We start from the raw sequence: 18,195 nt of genomic DNA, 5'->3' as shown, positions 1-18,195 counted from the left end.
CCCGTTTTGCCGACCGTGCACAGCGCGGTATTGCCCGCCGTCACACCGGACAGCGCGACGGATTTCTTCGGCTTGAATGCGCCTGCGGATGCGGTGCTGTTGTCTGCTTCGCTCATCGATTTCGTCTCCTTCACAAGGGTTATTTCTTTGCGGCAAAAAGCTGATCGAGCTTGTCTTCGTACGCGTGATAGCCCAGATACTTGTACAGATCGGCGCGCGTCTGCATCGTTTCGACGGCGGCCTTTTGCGTGCCGTCGCGCTTGACGGTCTCGTAGAAGTTGAGCGCGGCGGCGTTCATCGCGCGATACGCGCCGCAACAATACAACGCGATATCGACGTTCGCTTCCTTCAGTTCATCGACGGTGAAGAAGGGCGTCGAGCCGAACTCGGTCAGATTCGCGAGGATCGGCACGCACACGGCGGCCTTGAAACGGCGATAGTCGTCGAGCGTCTTCATCGCTTCGGGGAAGATCATGTCGGCGCCCGCTTCGACATAGGCAATCGCGCGCTCGATCGCCGCATCGATGCCTTCTGCGGCGGCGGCATCGGTGCGCGCCATGATGACGAACGATGCGTCGGTGCGCGCATCGACGGCGGCCTTTACGCGATCGACCATCTCGCCGGTCGGCACGACTTCCTTGCCCGGCCGATGCCCGCAGCGCTTCTGCCCAACCTGATCCTCGATGTGCACGGCAGCCACGCCCGCCTTGATGAACGAACGGATCGTGCGCGCGATGTTGAAGGCGCCGCCCCAACCCGTGTCGATGTCGACCATCAGCGGCAGCGAGGACGCGTCGGTGATGCGGCGCGCGTCGATGAGCACGTCTTCCATCGTGCTGATGCCGAGGTCGGGCATGCCGAGCGAGTTGGCGGCCACGCCGCCGCCCGACAGATAGAGCGCCTTGAAGCCGACGGCTTCGGCCATCTTCGCAGCGTACGCGGTGATCGCGCCGACGACTTGCAGCGGGGATTCGTCTCGGACGGCCTGGCGAAAGCGCGCGCCTGCGGTCTGATTTTCGGAACTCACGTTTCGTCTCCTTATGAAGTCGGCCCATTTATGCAAGTTGCTTGCCAAGCCGCGCGCCGGTGTTAAGTCGTTGATTTTGCTGGGCAGGGAATCGGGAATCAAGCGGCGCGCTTTTCACCGCTGAAATACCGGATTTCGAATCTGAAATGGCTGTTGCATACTAACGCGTCATCCAACAGCAGAAAACCATGCAAACGGAAAGCGCGTCGCGCCCGCGCATCTGGGCGGTCGGCATCAGCCGGCTCAGGGCTTTGTTCATCGATATCGCCGGCGCCTATGCCGATCGCGCCGAACTCGATGTCGTCCCGCTCGGCTTCGAAGACGCCGCGAACAGCATCGAAGGCGCGCGCGACGAGCGGCCGGATGTCGTCGTGGCCGGCGGCTCCAACGGCGCATATCTCAAGAATCGCGTGTCGGTGCCGGTCGTCGTGATCAGTCCGACCGGCTTCGACGTGATGCACGCGCTCACGAAGGCGCGGCGCGAGGGCGCGAGCGTCGCGCTCGTCACGCACGGCGACACGCCCGCCGAGATTCGCCGGTTCCTCGCGGCATACGGCATCGACATGATCTGCGAGTCGTATCGCTCGGCGCAGGACGCGGAGAGCCTCGTGCTCGACTTGCGCGATCGCGGCGTCGATGTCGTGGTCGGTCCCGGCCTCGTCGCGGACCTCGCGGCGGAGGCGGGCATGAGCTCGGTATTTCTGTACTCGCGCACGTCCGTCGTCGCCGCGTTCGAGACCGCGCTGGAAGTCGCTCAGGCGATGCGCCGCGAAGTCGCGCGGCGCAATCGGCTCGACAACCTGTTGCAGCATCTTCGCGATGGCGTCGTCGCGGTCGATGCGGGCGGGCGCATCGAAGCGATCAATCGACGGCTCGCCGCCGCGCTCGGCATCGCCGATGCATCGCGCGCGGTCGGCCGGGCGCTGCTCGATGTCGCGCCCGAACTCGACGGCGTATTACCCGTCGCCGACGGCGATGGTTTCGGCGCCGTGCGCGGCGTGAGCTACGCGATTCATCGCGGACCGCTCGCGAGCGACGGCGCGTCGGGCGGAACGATCTTCACGTTTCAGGAATCGCGCGCGGTCGAACGACTCGACAGGACGTTGCGATCGCGGCAGGGCGCGCAGGAATTCGTCGCGCGGTATCGGCTGGAAGATGTCGTCGGCGAGTCGGAATCGATCGAGCGCGTGAGAGCGCTCGTGCGCCGTTACGCGAAATCCGATGCGACCGTGCTGATTCTCGGCGAAAGCGGCACGGGCAAGGAAATGGTCGCGCAGAGCATGCATCGCCTGAGCCGTCGCAAAGACTTTCCATTCGTCGCGATGAACTGCGGCGCCTTCCCCGAAGCGCTGTTGGAAAGCGAGCTGTTCGGCTATGAAGAGGGCGCGTTCACGGGCGCGCGCAAGGGCGGCAAGGCGGGCCTGATCGAAGCGGCGCATCGCGGAACCTTGTTTCTCGACGAGATCGGCGAAATGCCGCCTTCGCTGCAAAGCCGCCTGTTGCGCGTGCTGCAAGAGCGAGAAGTCATCCGCCTCGGATCGACGGAGCCGACGCGCGTCGATATTCGCGTGATCGCCGCGACGCATCGCACACTGGCCGAGGGCGTCGCCGATGGCTCGTTTCGCGCCGACCTGTTTTATCGCATCAACATTCTGAGTGTCGCGCTGCCGCCGTTGCGCGCGCGATCCAGCGACATCCTGCCGTTGGCGGCGGAACTGCTGATGCAGGCCGCGCGGCGCGACAAGGCGCTCGCGCTGCGCGTGCCGAGCCGCGACGATGCGGCGCGCATGCTCGCGCCGCTCGAGCAGGCGCTGCGCCGTTATCCGTGGCCGGGCAATGTTCGCGAGTTGCAGAACATCGTCGAGCGGATTGCCGTGGAGATTCCAGATATGGACAGCGACAAGGACCGGCCCATCGCGTTGACGCTCGACGACTTGCGGGCGATCGCGCCGGAGCTGTTCGAAGTCGAGGCCAAAGCCAGCGCCGATCTCTCGCTGCGCGACTTGAGCCGTTCCGTGGAAGCCGATCAGGTCCGCGCGACGCTTGCCGCGTTCGGAGGCGACCGGGACGCTGTCTGCAAGGCGCTCGGCATCAGCAAAACGACTTTATGGCGCAGGCTCAACGCGAAGTGTTGAAGTCCCTGAATGCGGCAACGGGCTGCTCGCCGAACTGCAAGGCCGCGAGCTGCGCATACAGCGGCGAGCTTTGCAGCAACTCCGCGTGACGGCCTTGCGCGACGATGCGCCCCTGTTCCATGACGACGATCCGGTCGGCCCGTTGCACCGTCGCCAGCCGATGCGCGATGACGAGCGTCGTGCGATTCTGCGCGGCGTTGTCGAGCGCCGTTTGCACGAGTCGTTCGCTTGCTGCGTCGAGCGCGCTGGTCGCTTCGTCGAGCAGCAGGATCGGCGGATCGCGGAGGATCGCCCGCGCGATTGCGATGCGCTGACGCTGGCCGCCCGAGAGCCTCACGCCGCGCTCGCCGAGAAACGTGTCGTAGCTTTGGGGAAGCTGCTCGATGAAACCGTCGGCGGCGGCCATGGCGGCGGCGCGTCGCACTTGCGCGAGCGTGGCGTCGGGCATGCCGTAGCGGATGTTGTCGAAAACGCTTCCCGAGAAGATCACCGAATCCTGCAACACGATGCCGACCGCCCCGCGCAACGTGCCGAACGACATGTGCTGCGTCGCGACACCGTTGATCGAAATGCTTCCGGACTGCGGGTCGTAGAACCGCAGCAGCAATTGAAACAGCGTGGTCTTGCCCGCTCCCGATGGCCCGACGAGCGCGACATGCTCGCCGGGACGGACATGGAGCGAGAACCCGGATAACGTCGCGATGCCCTCGCGCGAGGGATAGGAAAAGCTCACGTCAGCGAAGCGGATGCCTTCGCCGGCGGCCGGCATCGGCAGTGTCGTTGCGGCCTGCGTGACGGGCGAGCGCGCGGCCAGAAGCTGCATGAGCCGTTCGGTTGCGCCGGCGGCGCGCTGCAGATCGCCCCACACTTCCGCGAGCGTGCCGACGGCGCCCGCCGTGAACACGGCGTAGAGGATGAACTGCGACAACTGGCCCGCCGTCATCTGTTTTGCCAACACGGCCTGCGCGCCGAGCCAGAGCACGAAGACGACGGCGGCGAACACGAATACGATGACCACGGCCGTCAACCCGGCGCGGGCACGGATGCGCGTGAGCGCCGTATCGAAGGCGGATTCCACCGCTGCGCCGAAGCGCTGCGCCTCGAACGCTTCCTGCGTATACGACTGCACCGTCGGCATGGCGTTGAGCACTTCGCCCGCCAGCGCGCTCGCGTTCGCGACCTTGTCCTGGCTCGCGCGCGACAGCCGACGAACGCGCCGACCGAAGAAGACGATAGGCACGACGACCACGATCAGCACCGCGATGATGTAGCCGGACAGCACGGGACTCGTCGTCACGAGCATCGCGATGCCGCCTATCGTCAGCAACGCATTGCGCAATCCGAGCGACAGGCTCGTGCCTACGACCGTCTGGATCAGCGTCGTATCGGTGGTGAGGCGCGAGAGGACTTCGCCCGTCTGCGTCGTCTCGAAGAACTGCGGGCTCATGCCCATGATGTGATCGTAGACCGCGCGCCGCATGTCGGCCGTCACGCGCTCGCCCAGCCACGATACCCAATAGAAACGCAGCGCCGTTGCGCCCGCGAGGACGAGCGACACGATGAAAAGCGCAATGAAATAGCGATCGATATGCGACCGGTCTCCGCTCGCGAATCCGCGATCGATGAGATATCTGAAGGCCATCGGCAAAGCCAGCGTCGCGCCCGCCGATGTAACGAGCGCCAGGAACGCGAGCGTCCAGCGCCCGGCATACGGCCGCAGAAAGGGAGCGAGGGAGAAGAGCAGGCCGACGCGCGGCAAGGGGGCTGCTGCTGATGACATGGAATCCTGGCGTGGTGGAGGGCGGTCGATCGCATCGTGCGTCGAACAGATTATCTGCTTGCGGCGGCGGCGTGTTTTTCCAGCGAAGGCGATCGGGTTTCCAGAGACGAGGCATCCTGCAACGCCCGATTCGTCCCGGCAAACTCTCGGCGATACGCCGCCGGCGTGGTGTGCTTCAACGCGCGAAATTGCCTGTTGAAATTCGCGACGTTCGGAAATCCCGATTGCGAAGCGATCACCGAAACCGGCCATGAAGTATCGGAGAGCATACGGCACGCATGACCGATGCGAACGCGATTCAAATATTTGCCGACGCTCTCGCCGAGATGTTGCGCGAAGTAGCGGTTCAACGTTCGCTCCGACAGCGTCGCTGCTTCAGCGAGTTCCCGCAGCGTCAAGCGCTCGGCGAACCGGGCGTCGATGACTCCGAGCGCGCGATTGATACGTTCGGGTTCGTGGCCCGATGGTCGTCCCGCCTGCGCTTTGTCGAACGCGCGGGGCGAGGCGAGCGGCGCGGCGTCCATGTCCGCGAGTTCGCACAGGATGTCGAGCACGGCGCCCAGGCGCGCTCTGGGCGATTGCGACAACAGCGCGCCGAGTCTTCGACTGACGGCCTCACCGGCTTCTTGCGTGAACGCGAGCCCGGACGCCCCTCTGCGCAGAAGCCTCCGCAGCGGTTCGTACTCGGGGCAGCAATCCGCGAGACGCCGTGCCCAATCGCCGCTGAACCAGATCACGATCGCCACTTGCGGCGCGCCTGCGTCGATCGACTTGTTCGACGACCACGTATGCGGCAAATCCGGAGGCACCAGCACGAGGTCGTCGCCTTCGTATTCGACGATCGAATCGCCGATATAGCGCTTTCCGCGACTGTTCATCGTAAGCGTGAGCTCGTACTCCGGATGGTGATGCCATTCGAACGGAATCCGGGGCAGCTTGCGATGGAAAACCCGGATCGAACAACCGGCGTCCATCGTGACGTGTTCGTAAGCGGGCTTCATGTCCGGATGTGCAAATAGATTGTCCGGATTCTATCGCAATGAAAATGGGCTCGCGTCTATGCTGTAGGCACACGAAAACATTGGAGACACGCCGTGGAATCCCTGCACATTGAAGATCTGCCCGCTGCAATTCGCGCGGTGAAGAAGCAGCTTCGCGACAATCTGCCTCGCTACAAGGAAGTGTTTCAGGAGGTCGAGGCCGAAATCAAACGCAAGGCGGACGTGATCGCGGAACTGCGCCGAACCGGGCAGCCGGTGATCCCGGAGATCCGATACGCGGACATCGTGGCGCGCCGAGTCGGAGATGATGCGATGGCCGCGATCAGGGAGCGCGGCGCGTGCGTCGTGCGCGGCGTCTTCAGTGCGCAGCGTGCGGCGGCATGGGACGAGGCGATCGCGCGTTACGTCGACGAGAACCGTCTGGACGAGAAGCTCGCGCATCGGGCGGAAGACAAGTATTTCGGCAATCTCGCATCGGGCAAGCCGCAGATTTACGGCATCTACTGGTCCGGTCCGCAGGTCGAGGCGCGCCAGTCGCCGGAACTCACGCAGACGCGCGCGTTTCTGAACCGGCTGTGGAAATGGGAGAGCGAAGGGCGCGTTCACTTCGATCCCGACCAGGTGCCTGTGTATGCGGATCGGTTGCGCCGGCGGCCGCCCGGCTCCGCGTCGCTGGGGCTTTCTCCTCATTGCGATGGCGGCTCCGTCGAACGATGGCTCGACGACGATTTCCGGCGCGTCTATCGGCATGTGTTCAGCGGCGACTGGCGTCGTTACGACCCGTTCGACGCGGCGTATCGTCCTGATGCGCGCGAGATTCCGTCGCCCGCCGTCTGTTCGATGTTCCGCACCTTCCAAGGCTGGACGGCGCTCACCCCGCAAGGGCCGGGCGACGGCACCTTGCAACTGGTGCCGATCGCCAACGCAATGATCTACGTGCTGCTGCGTGCGCTTCAGGACGATATCGCCGACGACGACCTGTGCGGCGCGACGCCGGGCCGCGCGTTATCGATCAGTTCGACATGGCACGCGCCGTTGCATGCAGCGCTCTCGTCCATTCCGCCGATGCAGGCCGGCGATACCGTCTTCTGGCACAGCGACGTGATTCACGCGGTGGAAGACGAACATCGCGGCAAGGGTTACAGCAACGTGATGTACATCGCGGCGGCGCCCGGCTGCCCAAAGAACGACGAATACCTGAAGCGGCAACTGCCGGCATTCATCGACGGCAAGAGCCCGCCCGACTTTCCGGCCGATAACTTCGAGACGGATTTCGTCGGTCGTCCAACCGAAGACAGTCTGACCGCCCTCGGCAAACGGCAACTCGGATTCGATCTCTGATCCGGCCCGCGCGCGGCGTCTACAGCAGGGATTTTCCCTGCGCGAGAATCTTGTCGCAGACCTGCTTCGTGAGTTGTTCCTTCAAGCCGCCGCCGCTCAGATCGACCTGCTTGCCGTTGCCGCCATCGAGGATTCCCTTGGCGCCGTCGGTGTATCCGCCATCGCTCGACGACGATCCGCCGAGCTTGCTCATGAGCCCGTCCTTGACCGACGATGCGCCGCCGCCGAGATAGTTGTTCTTGATGCAGAACTCGAGCACGCCCGCGACATTGCTCGTGCTGCCGGACGATAGGGAGTCCAGCGACAGACCGCTGCCCATTCCGCCGAGATTGCCGAGTGCGCCGCCTGCCGCGCTGTTCTTGCCTTGATCGAGAAGATTGCCGAGTTGGGCGTGGGTAATCGGGAGGTAAAGCAAGGTCGCGGCCAGCACACCGCCGATCAAGAGGTGACGTTTGCACGAGAGCATGGAGCCTCCTTTTTGTGAGCTTCAACTATAGTTCTTCTGAAGGCTCATGCAGGCGTAACAGGATCGAAAGAATCGGCGGCATTGATGCAGACGACGCTCAGCCCCAGGTGTCGATAACGCGGCTGTCGTCGCGTGCGCCGAAGCCCGCATCCTTTGCGTCGTGATAGCGCGCATTGGGACCGACAGCAGCGGAACGTCCGCGCCACGCGCGCGCTGTGCTCACCGGCGTTGCTCGAAGGCGAGCATCCGTTACGCGCGGTCGCGGACTTGCGGCATCACACGCTCATTCATAGCGAGGGGTGTCTCGTCGGCTGGCGCGACTTCATGCGTCTGCATCGCAAGACGCCGATCGATATTTCGCGCGTGCCGCGCTTCGATCGCTCGGAAGTCGTGGGCGGATTTGCCGAAGGTGAGGAGCTTTCAGGATTGGTTGTTCGGGGAGTTGGATGCGGGGTGAGGAGGAGCAGGCAACTGCAGTCACATCGAGCGCCGTTACGCTAGCGCATACAGAAAAATCATCTATAACTCAATGCAGCTTGGCGCAACGTCTTCCGAGAGGAGGAAACAATGGACCGGCCGACGTACCAGAATGGAGCCGCCTCGTTCGAAGAGTCGAAAGACCGGGATTATGCGGACTGGAAGCGATTGCGCCTCGTTATCGAACACGAGAACACGTTGGTCAACCATCGCCTGACCTGGCTGCTTGGATCGCAAACGGTGTTCTTCGCGGCGCTCGCGTTCACGCTGAAGGACTGGGATGCCACCGCCGTCGCCTTACCGCGCTTGCTGTTCTGGCTGTCGTTCGTCGTGGTGGTCATCGGCAGCTCTACCGCGTTGCTAGTGTGGCGCGGTCTCAGTCATGCGCAGGAGCACATTGCCCGAGTGGATCGTTGGTGGTATGCCGACGACAGGGCAAAGGTCAAGATGTTCATCGATAGAAAAGACACGCGCTTTGACCGCACGGAGCGGCAGCTTCGCTCGAAGGATCGCCTTCCGCTGCATCCGCCACTGCAGCATCAAACCGACAGACGGCTCGACTCCATCTTCAATCCGTACAACATACCGGCCTGCTTCTTACTGATCTGGGCGGCGATCCTCGGGTTTCTTTGCACCGCTCATTGGTGGGGTTCAGTGGTCGGCCTGAAATAGCAGCGTTATTCCGCCCGCACGAGCTTGCGCGCGAGCCGCCGCATCCCATCGAAGATCGAATCCGCAACATCCATCGGGAATTCGCTCGGCAGCAGTGCGGCCACTTCGTCGATGACGTGAGGCGTGCGCGCACCGAGTTCATCGATCATCGTCTCGACTTCAGGCGCGGTCAGCCCCACGCGCGACCCCTGCGCCACCCAATGCCGGCGCTGAATCTCGCCGATCAGATAGTGCACGTTCTTGCCGCGCACGGCCATCGCGAGCCGCACGCGTTTGGCGGCGAACTTGTCGTGTCCTCGGCCGATGACCGGATGCGCCGACAGCACGTCGTAAAGCGGCGTCGATTCGTACTCGTTGCCCGGCAGATGCGCGATGCTGAAGTTCTTCGCGTGGCCATCGGTGGCGGCGAGCAGCCAGAAGATCATCTGCGTCAGAAAGAAGTGACGGCGATCCCGCGCGGCGCGCGTCGATCCGGCGAGCACGTCCATGATTCGCTCGATGCCCGGGCCGCCGTCCGATTCGTACTTGTGCAGCGCGGGCGTACCGGTGGCCTGACACATGTCCTCCTGCGGCAAGCGCAGAATCCACGACTTGTCGCTCGACAATCGGCGATCGAAGCGCTCGACGACCAGCACCTTCTGATCCGCGAACTGGTCCATTTCGCAGCGCGCGATCGGCAGGCCGTAAGCGGCGATGATCTTCGAGCAAAGCCATTCGTTCTCGACCGACGTGCGCATGTCGGCGCGCATGTTGCCGACGAGTCCGAGCGGCAGCTTGAAGATATGCGTGGTCGGCGTGCTGCCTTCGGGCAGAAGCCAGCGCCTGCCGTGACGCAGCAGCGCGGTCTTTTCCTGCGCGCCGGCGATCGACAGGCGCAGATCGTCGACCGGTTCGTGCTGGCCGAGCTGCGGCGCGGATGTCGTCTCGCGCAGGAGACGCGCGATCTGCGATTCGGTCAGCGCGCGGCCCTTGATGCTTTCGAGATCGACGGGCTCTTCGCCGGGCGGCAGCATCTGAATGGCGCCGACGCAATCGCGGCCCAACTGCGCGAGCAACTCGAACGGCGTCGTGCCGCCAGTACGGAAGCGCGTCGCGATGCGGCGGCGGATCGGCTCGCTGTCGGGCAGGAGGTTATCGAAGAAATCCGCGACGACTTGCCCGCGCCATGGCTGATTGCCCGGCGTGAAGGGCAGCGACAGCGATAGCGGCCGGCCCTGCGGATCGGCGATCCACTCGTCGCGATAGACGAGGCGTTCGCCGTTGGCGCCGTTTTCCCAGTAACCGACCGGCAGGCCGTTCATCCACAGGTCGAGTCGTCCCGTTTGCGTGCGGCGCGCCATGATTACCACTGCTCCCGTTTCTTCGTGGCGATGGGCGCGGCGCGCTTGCCCGCCGGTTTGGCGTCGGTCTTTCGCGATGCGCGTCGGGAGCGCGCCGGCGTGGCTTTCGCGGCGGCGGCCGGCGCGTCGGCCTTCGCGGTTTCGGTTGCGGCCCGAGTGAGCGCGAGTTCCACATCGAGCGCGCGCAGAACCTTGAACAAGCGCTCGACGCTCACGGCCGCGGGATTGGCTTCGAGTTGCGCGTAGGTCTGCTGCGTGACGCCGAGACGCGCCGCGACCATCGCTTGCGTCATGCCCGCGGCCTTGCGAAAGCCGAGCAGGATCGGCCTGAGCTGGCTCAGTGTTTTCAGGGAATAGTCCATTACGCGCTCCTACAGGCTCAAGACTGTAAATCGATTTTACAGCTTACAGACTGTTTCGGCAAAAAACAGGCTATATACTGTAAATACGATATACAGATTATCGACTGTAGAGGACTCGCGCCAGTCTCATTCGAGCGGACGGAAATCGACGAGCAATGCCACCGAATCGCTTCCCGTTGCGACAGACGTCGCGCCGAGCGGCTCGATGAAATGCGATTCTTCGAGCACGATCGCGTTGCCGTCTTCGAACGCGATACGCGCCGATCCCTGCGCGACGAACAGCAGACGGCATGTCGGTGCCGGCACGACCCGCGCCCTGCCGACGATCCTCAATTCCGCCGCACCGGCGTCGCGGCGGACCATGACGTTGAAATCCAGCACGGGTCCGTCGAGCAGGCGGCACGCGAGCGGCCGTTCTCCCGCGAACGCAACCGATGAAGAGCGGCCGGCAAGCGTGCGCCACACGGTGTTTGCCGGAATGTCGAGGAGGTCCATGCCCGCCCCGCGCAGAATCGCGAGGATTCGATCGATGCCGGGATAGATCGAGAACGCGCCGTCCGCGTCCACATCGGCGACGCTCACGCGCAGCACGAAGTCATCGGGATTGTCGCGCGCCGGCACGCTGAGCAGCTCGCGCGTCACGCCCTTGCCGTTTTTCCATCGTGTCGGCGCGATGTCGGCGAGGCGTTTGCGCGTGGCGTGCGCCGGATTCATGACGTCATCTTGCGCGCGCCGTGACCGATCACGTTGGTCAGGAGACGCACGATCGTCAACGCGGTGATGTCGCCCACGTCCAGCGCGGGATGATGCTCGACGAAATCGATGCCCGCGAGTTGCGTCTTCACGCACAGATGCTTGAGGATGCCGCGCGCCTGAGGAAACGTCAGTCCGCCCGGCAGAGGCGCGACCACGCCCGGTGCGATGCCCGGATCGAGGCCGTCGACATCGAAGGTCACGAACCACGGCGCGTCGTCGACCAGATGCTTCGTGACGGCCGCGATGCCCTCGTCGTGCACCTCTTCCGCCGGAACCAGCACGTTGCCCGAGCGCAGCGCGTCCTCGACATCGCTCGCGCGCGCACTGCCGCTGCCGCGCAAGCCGACCTGGACGATGCGCCTGACGAACGGCATCTCGCGGATACGCCGCATCGGGCTCGAATACCCGTGCCGCTCGCCATTCACTTCATCGCGGAAATCGAGGTGCGCATCGAACTGCAGCACGTTGAGCGGGCCGCGCGATTCGAAGGCGCGCACGCACAGCGGGGGAATGGAATCGTCGCCGCCGAGCACGATCGGAATCGCGCCGCGCGCGAGCAAGGCCGCGACCGCATCCGTCACGGCCGCCGCGTTGCGCGCGACGTCGAGCGTGCCGGGCACGTTGCCGCAGTCGACGCCCGTCGCGCCCGAGTCGCCGAACAGCGTGCCTTGCAGATCGAAGTCGTAGTGCCCGAGCTGCCGTCCATAGCGAAAGCTCCGCTCGCGGATCTTGTCGGGCGCGTTCGATACGTCGCAATGAAGCAGCGCGGGGCCGTAAGGAATGCCGTAGGGCGCGCCGAGCACGGCGAACGTCGCGGCAACCTTGCTCAAGTCCGGCTCGGCGGGAAAGGCGAGAAACGGAACCTTCGGTGAATCGCAAAGCATGATGACCTCGATGAGAAAGACGATTGCGCGAGCCGTGTATCAGTCGGCGACGACGTGGTCCAGCACGCCGGAACGAATCGGCCCGAGCGCGAAGATATAGATGAGGCATCCGACGAGCGCGACGATCGACGCGGACACGAGACCCGGCGTGAACGAGCCCGTCGCGTCCTTGAGGAAACCGACCACGGCCGGGCTTGCGATGCCCGCGAGATTCGCCACGCAGTTCTGGAATCCGGCGACCGTGCCGGCGACCGAGCGGTCGCCGCGCGCGGATACATCCGCAGGCAGGGCCAGAATGCTCGACGTGGCCACGGAAACGCCGAAGAACGCGATCGACAGGAGCAGCAACGCGAGCCATGCCTGCGTGACGATCCCGGCCAGGCCGATGGTCGCGCTCAACGCCATTCCGACGACGATGCAGGACTTGCGCGCGAAGTTCAGGCCGTAGTGGCTCGCGGCGATGCGGTCGGAGATCCAGCCGCCGAACCACGAGCCGACGAGTCCCGCGAGGCCCGGCAGGATGCCGTAGAAGCCGAGCTGGAGCAGCGTGAAGCCGCGCTCCTTCACGAGATAGGTCGGATACCAGGTGATGAAGAAATAGATCACGTAGCCCTGGCACGCGAAGCCTAGCGACATCGCCCAGACGACTTTCGACGTGAACAGCCGGCCCCACTTGATGCGCACGGCAGGGCGCTTCGCGGTGGGCGCGTTCTCTTCGATATGCCTCGCTTCTGCCTCGTTGACGAAGCGGTTCTGTGCGGGAAACTCGCTCGCCACGATGAGCCACGCGACGACCCACACGAGCCCGATCGCGCCCGTGAAGAGGAACGACGCCTTCCAGCCGTAAGCCGTGATGATCGCGGTGCAGATCGGCAGGGCGATCAGCGTGCCGCCGCGCGCGCCGCAATCGTAGATGCCGGAGGCAAGGCCGCGCTCCGTCGGCGGAAACCAGCGTTCGACGAACTTCGTCGCGGCGGGAAAGGCGCCCGCTTCGCCCACGCCCAGCAAGAATCGCAGGCCGAGCAGCGACGCCGCGCCGCGCGCGAGGCCCGTCGCCATCGTGAATATCGACCACCACACGACGGCGGCGGCGAACACGGCTTTTGCGCCGAGCCTGTCGACGAGCATGCCCGCCGGAATCTGGAACGCCGCGTAGGTCCAGAAGAACGCGCCGAGAATCAGCCCCGATTCGCCCGACGTCAGATGCAATTCCGCATTCATGTACGGCAATGCGACCGAGAGATTCGCGCGATCCATGTAATTGGTGACGATCGCGAGAAACGCGAGGAACACCATGAACCATCTGAATTTCGTGGGCTTTTCAGCCCGTGTGATCGGCATTGTCTGCATCGTTCGTCCCCCGGCTCTTTGCGAGCCTGCTGTCATCCTGTAGGTGCTTGCAATTTCAGCGAAAAACGCGCCGGTCCGCCAATACATCTTCGAGCGCGAGTCGATAACCGCAGGTTATGCTCTGGCGATTGCACGCATCCGGAGTAGACATGGCCAGGCCGACGCTCAACTACCATCAGGTCGAGTTGCTGTACGAGGTGGTGCGCTGCCGGACGCTCACCGCCGCGGCGCAGAACATGCACATCTCGCAGCCCGCTGTGACCAAGCAGTTGAAGGCGCTGGAAGAAAGCCTGGGCGTGAGGCTCTTCAAGCGCGAGAAGGGCCGCCTGCTGCCGACGGCCGAAGCGATTCTGCTGTTCGAGCAGACCGAGCGCGCCAACGCCAGTTTGCGCGCCTTGAACGAACTCGCCGATGGACTGCGCACCGGCACGCTCGGGCGCCTGAGCATCTGCGCCTATCCGGCGATCACGGAACGATTGCTGCCCGAAGCGATTGCCGAGTTTCAGGCGCGCTTTCCGAAAGTCTTCGTGGAGGTTGCGATCGAGAACGCGGAGAAGATGCTCGATCTGGTCGAGAGCCAGCAAGTCGATCTGGGTATCTGCGCGCCATTCCGGGAGATGAAGAACGTCACGGAGCAGCATTTGCTCGATTCGACGATCGTCTGCGCGATGCCATCGGATGATCCGCTCGCGAAGCGGCGCTCGGTGCGTATCGCCGAGCTTCACGATGTCGCGCTGACGACCGTGGGCGCGCTCGAAAGCATCCCTGAATTGCAGGCGCTGCTTGCGTCGGGCGATGCCGGCCGCAGGGTTCATGCGCGCGTGTCGAGTTCCGCGCTTGCCTGCCGAATGGTGCAGTCGAAGGGTCAGCGCGCGATCGTCGAAAGTCTCACGGCGGCGTCGATCGATGCCGAAGGACTGGCGTTCGTTCCGCTCGACACGATCCCGCCGCGCCGGATCGCGATGCTGCGCCCGTCGCTTCGGCCAGGCAGCTCGTTCACCGACGCGTTTTGCGGGATCATCGCGGAACAGGCGCGCAAGCTCGGCGTCGAGATGGGGCGGCGAATGCGGGCGCGTTGATGCCGCGCTCGACGTTATCGGCCTGACGCGATGGTGTGGCGCACTTCCTGATAGCTGCGCAACCCCGCAAGACCGAGTTCGCGCCCGATGCCGCTCAAGCCCAGCCCGCCCCAACACACTTGCGGGAAGATCAATTGCGGCGTGTTGATCCACACGAGCCCCGCACGCAGCGCATTGCGATAGCGCCGTGCGGCGTCGTCATCGCGCGTGACGACCGTCGCCACGAGTCCATAGCGCGTGTCGTTGGCGAGCGCGATGGCTTCGTCGTCGGTTCGGAACGACTTCACACACGCGACCGGCCCGAACACTTCGTCCGTCCACAACACGTTCGCCGCATCCGGCTCGGCGATGACGACGGGCGCCATGAAGAACCCGTCCGCACAGGCGCTGTCGAGCGCGCCGCTGAAAGCGATCGTCGCGCCGTCGGCGATGCCTTGCTCCAGCAGCGCTTTCACGCGCGCACGCTGCGCGCTGGAAACGAGCGGGCCCATCGCGACGTTTTCGGTCCGCGGCGACGCGATCACGAGCGCGCGCACCGCCGCTTCGAAGCCGGCCATGAACTTGCGATAGACATCGTCGTGCACGATGATGCGCGAGGTCGCCGAGCACATCTGCCCCGCGTTCGTGAACGCGCCACTGACCGCGAGCGCGACCGCGTGTTCGATGTCCGCATCGGCCCGCACGATCAACGCGGACTTGCCGCCGAGTTCCAGCGTCACACGCTTCATGTCCTGCGCCGCGGCCTGCATCACTTTGCGGCCGACGGCCGTGCTGCCCGTGAACGAAATCTTTTCGATGAGCGGATGCGCCGCGAGTTGCGCGCCCACTTCGCCGCCGCCGTTCACGAGATTCACGACGCCATCGGGCACGCCCGCCGCCGTCATGATCTCCGCGAGCCCGTGCTCGACCGGCGAGGTGAACTCCGACGGTTTCAACACCACCGTACAACCCGCCGCGAGCGCGGGCGCGATCTTCCACGAGGTCGTGACCATCGGGAAGTTCCACGGCACGATCAGCGCGGCCACGCCGACCGCTTCGTAATGGCGCTCGCCTGTCACGGTGTCATCGGGCAAGGCGAGCGTGTCGGCGGCGAAGAGCGACGTGTCTTCGCACAGGCCCGCGTAGTAATCGAACGTGGCGATGGCGTCGCTGACGTCGGTATCGGCTTCGAGCGGAGGCTTGCCGCTCACTTGCTGCTGCATCGCGCTCAGACGCTCGCGGTCCGTTGCGAGCAGTTCGGCAATCTTGCGCAGCACCGCGCCGCGCGCAGCAGGTGTTCTGTTGCGCCACGCATCGAGCGCGGCGCGCGCCGCACGCACGGCGGCATCGATTTGCGCGGCATAGGCATGTTCCTGCCAGCCGATGACCTCGCCCGTCGACGCGTTATGTATTTCATTGCCCGCTTCCCAGTTCGACGCGCCGTAGCGCGTGCCCGCGATCGTCGCGGCGGGCAGCAAGATCGAGCCGTCTTCGGGATGTCGTTCGAGTCGAGCGGCCATGTTCATCCTCGCGTGTTGGACCGATAGGCGACGCCCGGCATCACGCAGAGCATTTCGAACGCGAGATTGGCGCCGACGAGTGCGGTCGTGCCGGCCTGATCGTAAGGCGGCGATACCTCGACGAGATCCGCACCCACGACGTTGAGCCCCTTCATGCCGCGCACGATTTCGAGGCCTTGCTGCACGGTCAGGCCGCCCACTTCGGGCGTGCCGGTGCCGGGCGCGAACGCGGGATCGAGCCCGTCGACATCGAAACTCAGATAGACGGGTGTGTCGCCCACGCGCGCGCGCACTTCTTCCATGAGCGGCGCGAGCGACCGGTTCCAGCAGGCTTCCGCCTGCACGACGGTGAAACCCTGATCGCGGCACCAGTCGAAGTCGTCGGCGTGATAGCCGGTGCCGCGCAGGCCGATTTGCGTGACCTTGTCGCACTGAAGCAGACCGTCTTCCACCGCGCGGCGAAACGGCGTGCCGTGCGCGATCTTTTCGCCGAACATCGTGTCGTTGACGTCGGCGTGCGCATCGACATGCACCACGGCAACCTTCCCGTACTTCTTGTGCAACGCGCGCAGGATCGGCCACGCGATCGTGTGATCGCCGCCGAGCGTGATCGGACGGCAGCCGTTCGCGACGATCGCGTCGTAGGCCGATTCGATCAAGCGGATCGAATCCTTCAAGTCATAGGGATTGGTGGCGACGTCGCCGATATCGGCCACCTGCAGCGAATCGAAGGGCGCGGCGCGCGTCGCCATGTTGTACGGGCGCAGCAGCACGGATTCCGTGCGGATCTGGCGCGGCCCGAAGCGCGCGCCCGAACGGTTCGACGTGCCGATATCGAGCGGCACGCCGACGAAACACGCGTCGAGGCCTTCGGTGCTGGCCGCTTGCGGCAACCGCATCATGGTCGCGATGCCGCCGAAACGCGGCATGTCGTTGCCGCCGAGCGGCTGGTTGAGTTCGCGCTGCATCGGCATCTCCCGTCATCGTTGTATGGACGGGGCGATGTTAGGCGACGAGACGGCCGCGCAAATCACGAAGTCGAAATGTTCACATCGAGCCGATTCGATGTGAGCGGGGCTTCAGGTGGCCGCGAGACGCGGACAAGCCTGCCCCCACGCGATCAGGTCGCGCTTGGTGCGCACGCCGAGCTTCGCGAACGCGCGCTTCACATACGATTCCGCGGTGCCGATGCGCACGCCGATGATCTCCGCAGCCTCGGGCACCGTGCGGCCCGTGATGAGATGCGTGCAGATTTCGTATTCGCGTTTGGACAGGCGCACGTCGTCGGCGGCGATGCGCGCGTCGAATTGCGCGAGCGGATGCAGGAACGACGTGGGATGCGCGACGCGTTTCGCCGCGCTCGTCGATGCGTGCAATTCCAGCAGCGGAAACAGGAATTCGCTCACGTTGCGAAAGCGGTTCATCTCGGCGAGCGTGAACGGCGGCGCGTCGAGCGCACGTTCGAGCGCGATGGAGTCCTGCGCGTGAGGCGTGCCGCGTGCGAGCACGCATTCATGCGCGATGAGCGCTTCGTCGAAGAGTCGCTGACGAAATTCGCCCGGCGGTATTGCGCCGATATCGCGCACCACGAGCAGCGTGCCGATCTTGCCGCGAATGCCGGCGAAGAGCGGATCGCTGTCGTAGAAGCGGTCGTAGTAGAGCGTCATCACTTCGGCAATCACGCCCGTGTCCATGCCCACGCCGCTGCTGCCGATCCACTCGCAGCGAAAGCCCGTGGGCTTGCTGCGGTCCACGCGCGAGCGCTCGATATGCACGACATTGAGCGGCACGACTTCATTGAGAAGCAGCGTGAGACGCGGCACGAAATCCGGTGTGCCGACAGCTTCGATGACTTTGCCAAGCGTCTTGAACGAGAGCGGGAACTCGGCTTGATCGTGATTGAGCGAAGGTACGTTGAGCAGCATGGCGCGCCGCGAAGAAGAGTCCCTCCGATTGTAGACCATGCGTTATAGCCCTTGCCAGAAGGGGTTTTCTGCACATCTAGGTATTTACCCGTGCCTCGCTA

The 18,195-nt window shown here is 64.5% G+C and carries 17 protein-coding genes and 1 pseudogene; 4 read left to right on the top strand and 14 right to left on the bottom strand.

Annotation, left to right across the window (positions count from 1 at the left end; genetic code table 11):
* Positions 1-116: pseudogene (locus NCS28_RS29045) on the bottom strand (2-methylcitrate synthase); the annotation flags it as partial.
* Positions 117-139: 23 nt separating this feature from the next.
* On the bottom strand, positions 140-1,027 hold the full coding sequence (gene prpB / locus NCS28_RS29040; protein ID WP_250517227.1) for a methylisocitrate lyase: 888 nt from the start codon (positions 1,025-1,027) through the stop codon (positions 140-142).
* 188 nt (positions 1,028-1,215) lie between these two features.
* On the opposite strand from prpB, the gene prpR reads away from it, so the two are divergent.
* The gene (prpR, locus tag NCS28_RS29035) at positions 1,216-3,162 is read left to right on the top strand and encodes a propionate catabolism operon regulatory protein PrpR (protein ID WP_250517226.1); all 1,947 of its coding nucleotides are present in this window, start codon (positions 1,216-1,218) and stop codon (positions 3,160-3,162) included.
* Here prpR and NCS28_RS29030 read toward each other — a convergent pair.
* On the bottom strand, positions 3,146-4,942 hold the full coding sequence (locus tag NCS28_RS29030) for an ABC transporter transmembrane domain-containing protein (protein WP_250517225.1): 1,797 nt from the start codon (positions 4,940-4,942) through the stop codon (positions 3,146-3,148). The genes prpR and NCS28_RS29030 overlap by 17 nt on opposite strands.
* Before the next feature lie 50 nt (positions 4,943-4,992).
* A complete protein-coding gene (locus NCS28_RS29025; protein ID WP_250517224.1) occupies positions 4,993-5,943 on the bottom strand; it encodes a helix-turn-helix domain-containing protein in 951 nt (316 codons plus the stop codon).
* 93 nt (positions 5,944-6,036) lie between these two features.
* Here NCS28_RS29025 and NCS28_RS29020 point away from each other — a divergent pair, with 93 nt between their 5' ends.
* Positions 6,037-7,284 carry a DUF1479 domain-containing protein gene (locus NCS28_RS29020; RefSeq protein WP_250517223.1) on the top strand — a complete coding sequence of 416 codons (1,248 nt, stop codon included), beginning with the start codon at positions 6,037-6,039 and terminating at the stop codon, positions 7,282-7,284.
* Between the two features lie 19 nt (positions 7,285-7,303).
* On the opposite strand, the gene NCS28_RS29015 is transcribed toward NCS28_RS29020, so the two are convergent.
* Entirely contained in the window at positions 7,304-7,750 is a 447-nt protein-coding gene (locus NCS28_RS29015; RefSeq protein WP_250517222.1) for a YjjA family protein, read from the bottom strand.
* A gap of 97 nt (positions 7,751-7,847) precedes the next feature.
* Positions 7,848-7,973: a hypothetical protein gene (locus tag NCS28_RS33275; protein WP_284506308.1), complete on the bottom strand. Its 126-nt coding sequence runs from the start codon at positions 7,971-7,973 to the stop codon at positions 7,848-7,850.
* A 344-nt stretch (positions 7,974-8,317) separates the two neighbouring features.
* On the opposite strand from NCS28_RS33275, the gene NCS28_RS29010 reads away from it, so the two are divergent.
* Positions 8,318-8,899, top strand: coding sequence for a hypothetical protein (locus NCS28_RS29010; protein ID WP_250517221.1), 582 nt, complete (start codon positions 8,318-8,320; stop codon positions 8,897-8,899).
* 5 nt (positions 8,900-8,904) lie between these two features.
* Here NCS28_RS29010 and NCS28_RS29005 read toward each other — a convergent pair whose 3' ends face one another.
* From NCS28_RS29005 to NCS28_RS28985, 5 genes are all read right to left on the bottom strand, one after another.
* Positions 8,905-10,242, bottom strand: coding sequence for a type II toxin-antitoxin system HipA family toxin (locus NCS28_RS29005; protein ID WP_250517247.1), 1,338 nt, complete (start codon positions 10,240-10,242; stop codon positions 8,905-8,907).
* The gene (locus tag NCS28_RS29000) at positions 10,242-10,601 is read right to left on the bottom strand and encodes a helix-turn-helix domain-containing protein (protein WP_250517220.1); all 360 of its coding nucleotides are present in this window, start codon (positions 10,599-10,601) and stop codon (positions 10,242-10,244) included. Before NCS28_RS29000 ends, NCS28_RS29005 begins: the two co-directional genes overlap by 1 nt.
* Positions 10,602-10,727: 126 nt before the next feature.
* The gene (locus tag NCS28_RS28995; RefSeq protein WP_250517219.1) at positions 10,728-11,315 is read right to left on the bottom strand and encodes a HutD/Ves family protein; all 588 of its coding nucleotides are present in this window, start codon (positions 11,313-11,315) and stop codon (positions 10,728-10,730) included.
* The gene (locus NCS28_RS28990) at positions 11,312-12,241 is read right to left on the bottom strand and encodes an agmatinase (RefSeq protein WP_250517218.1); all 930 of its coding nucleotides are present in this window, start codon (positions 12,239-12,241) and stop codon (positions 11,312-11,314) included. Before NCS28_RS28990 ends, NCS28_RS28995 begins: the two co-directional genes overlap by 4 nt.
* 39 nt (positions 12,242-12,280) lie before the next feature.
* On the bottom strand, positions 12,281-13,582 hold the full coding sequence (locus NCS28_RS28985; protein ID WP_250517217.1) for an MFS transporter: 1,302 nt from the start codon (positions 13,580-13,582) through the stop codon (positions 12,281-12,283).
* Between the two features lie 158 nt (positions 13,583-13,740).
* Between NCS28_RS28985 and NCS28_RS28980 the strand changes: the two genes are divergently transcribed.
* On the top strand, positions 13,741-14,670 hold the full coding sequence (locus NCS28_RS28980) for a LysR family transcriptional regulator (protein ID WP_250517216.1): 930 nt from the start codon (positions 13,741-13,743) through the stop codon (positions 14,668-14,670).
* Between the two features lie 14 nt (positions 14,671-14,684).
* Here NCS28_RS28980 and NCS28_RS28975 read toward each other — a convergent pair whose 3' ends face one another.
* The 3 genes from NCS28_RS28975 to NCS28_RS28965 form a co-directional block, all read right to left on the bottom strand.
* Positions 14,685-16,169, bottom strand: coding sequence for an aldehyde dehydrogenase family protein (locus NCS28_RS28975; RefSeq protein ID WP_250517215.1), 1,485 nt, complete (start codon positions 16,167-16,169; stop codon positions 14,685-14,687).
* Between the two features lie 2 nt (positions 16,170-16,171).
* Positions 16,172-17,137, bottom strand: coding sequence for an agmatinase (gene speB / locus NCS28_RS28970; RefSeq protein ID WP_250517214.1), 966 nt, complete (start codon positions 17,135-17,137; stop codon positions 16,172-16,174).
* A 111-nt stretch (positions 17,138-17,248) separates the two neighbouring features.
* On the bottom strand, positions 17,249-18,094 hold the full coding sequence (locus NCS28_RS28965; RefSeq protein WP_250517213.1) for a LuxR C-terminal-related transcriptional regulator: 846 nt from the start codon (positions 18,092-18,094) through the stop codon (positions 17,249-17,251).
* Positions 18,095-18,195: the final 101 nt, after the last annotated feature.

The organism is Caballeronia sp. INDeC2 (assembly GCF_023631325.1).
Classification (GTDB): Bacteria; Pseudomonadota; Gammaproteobacteria; order Burkholderiales; family Burkholderiaceae; genus Caballeronia.
The sequence above is the reverse complement of the archived record's forward strand: the minus strand, read 5'-3'. Positions and strand labels throughout refer to the sequence as shown.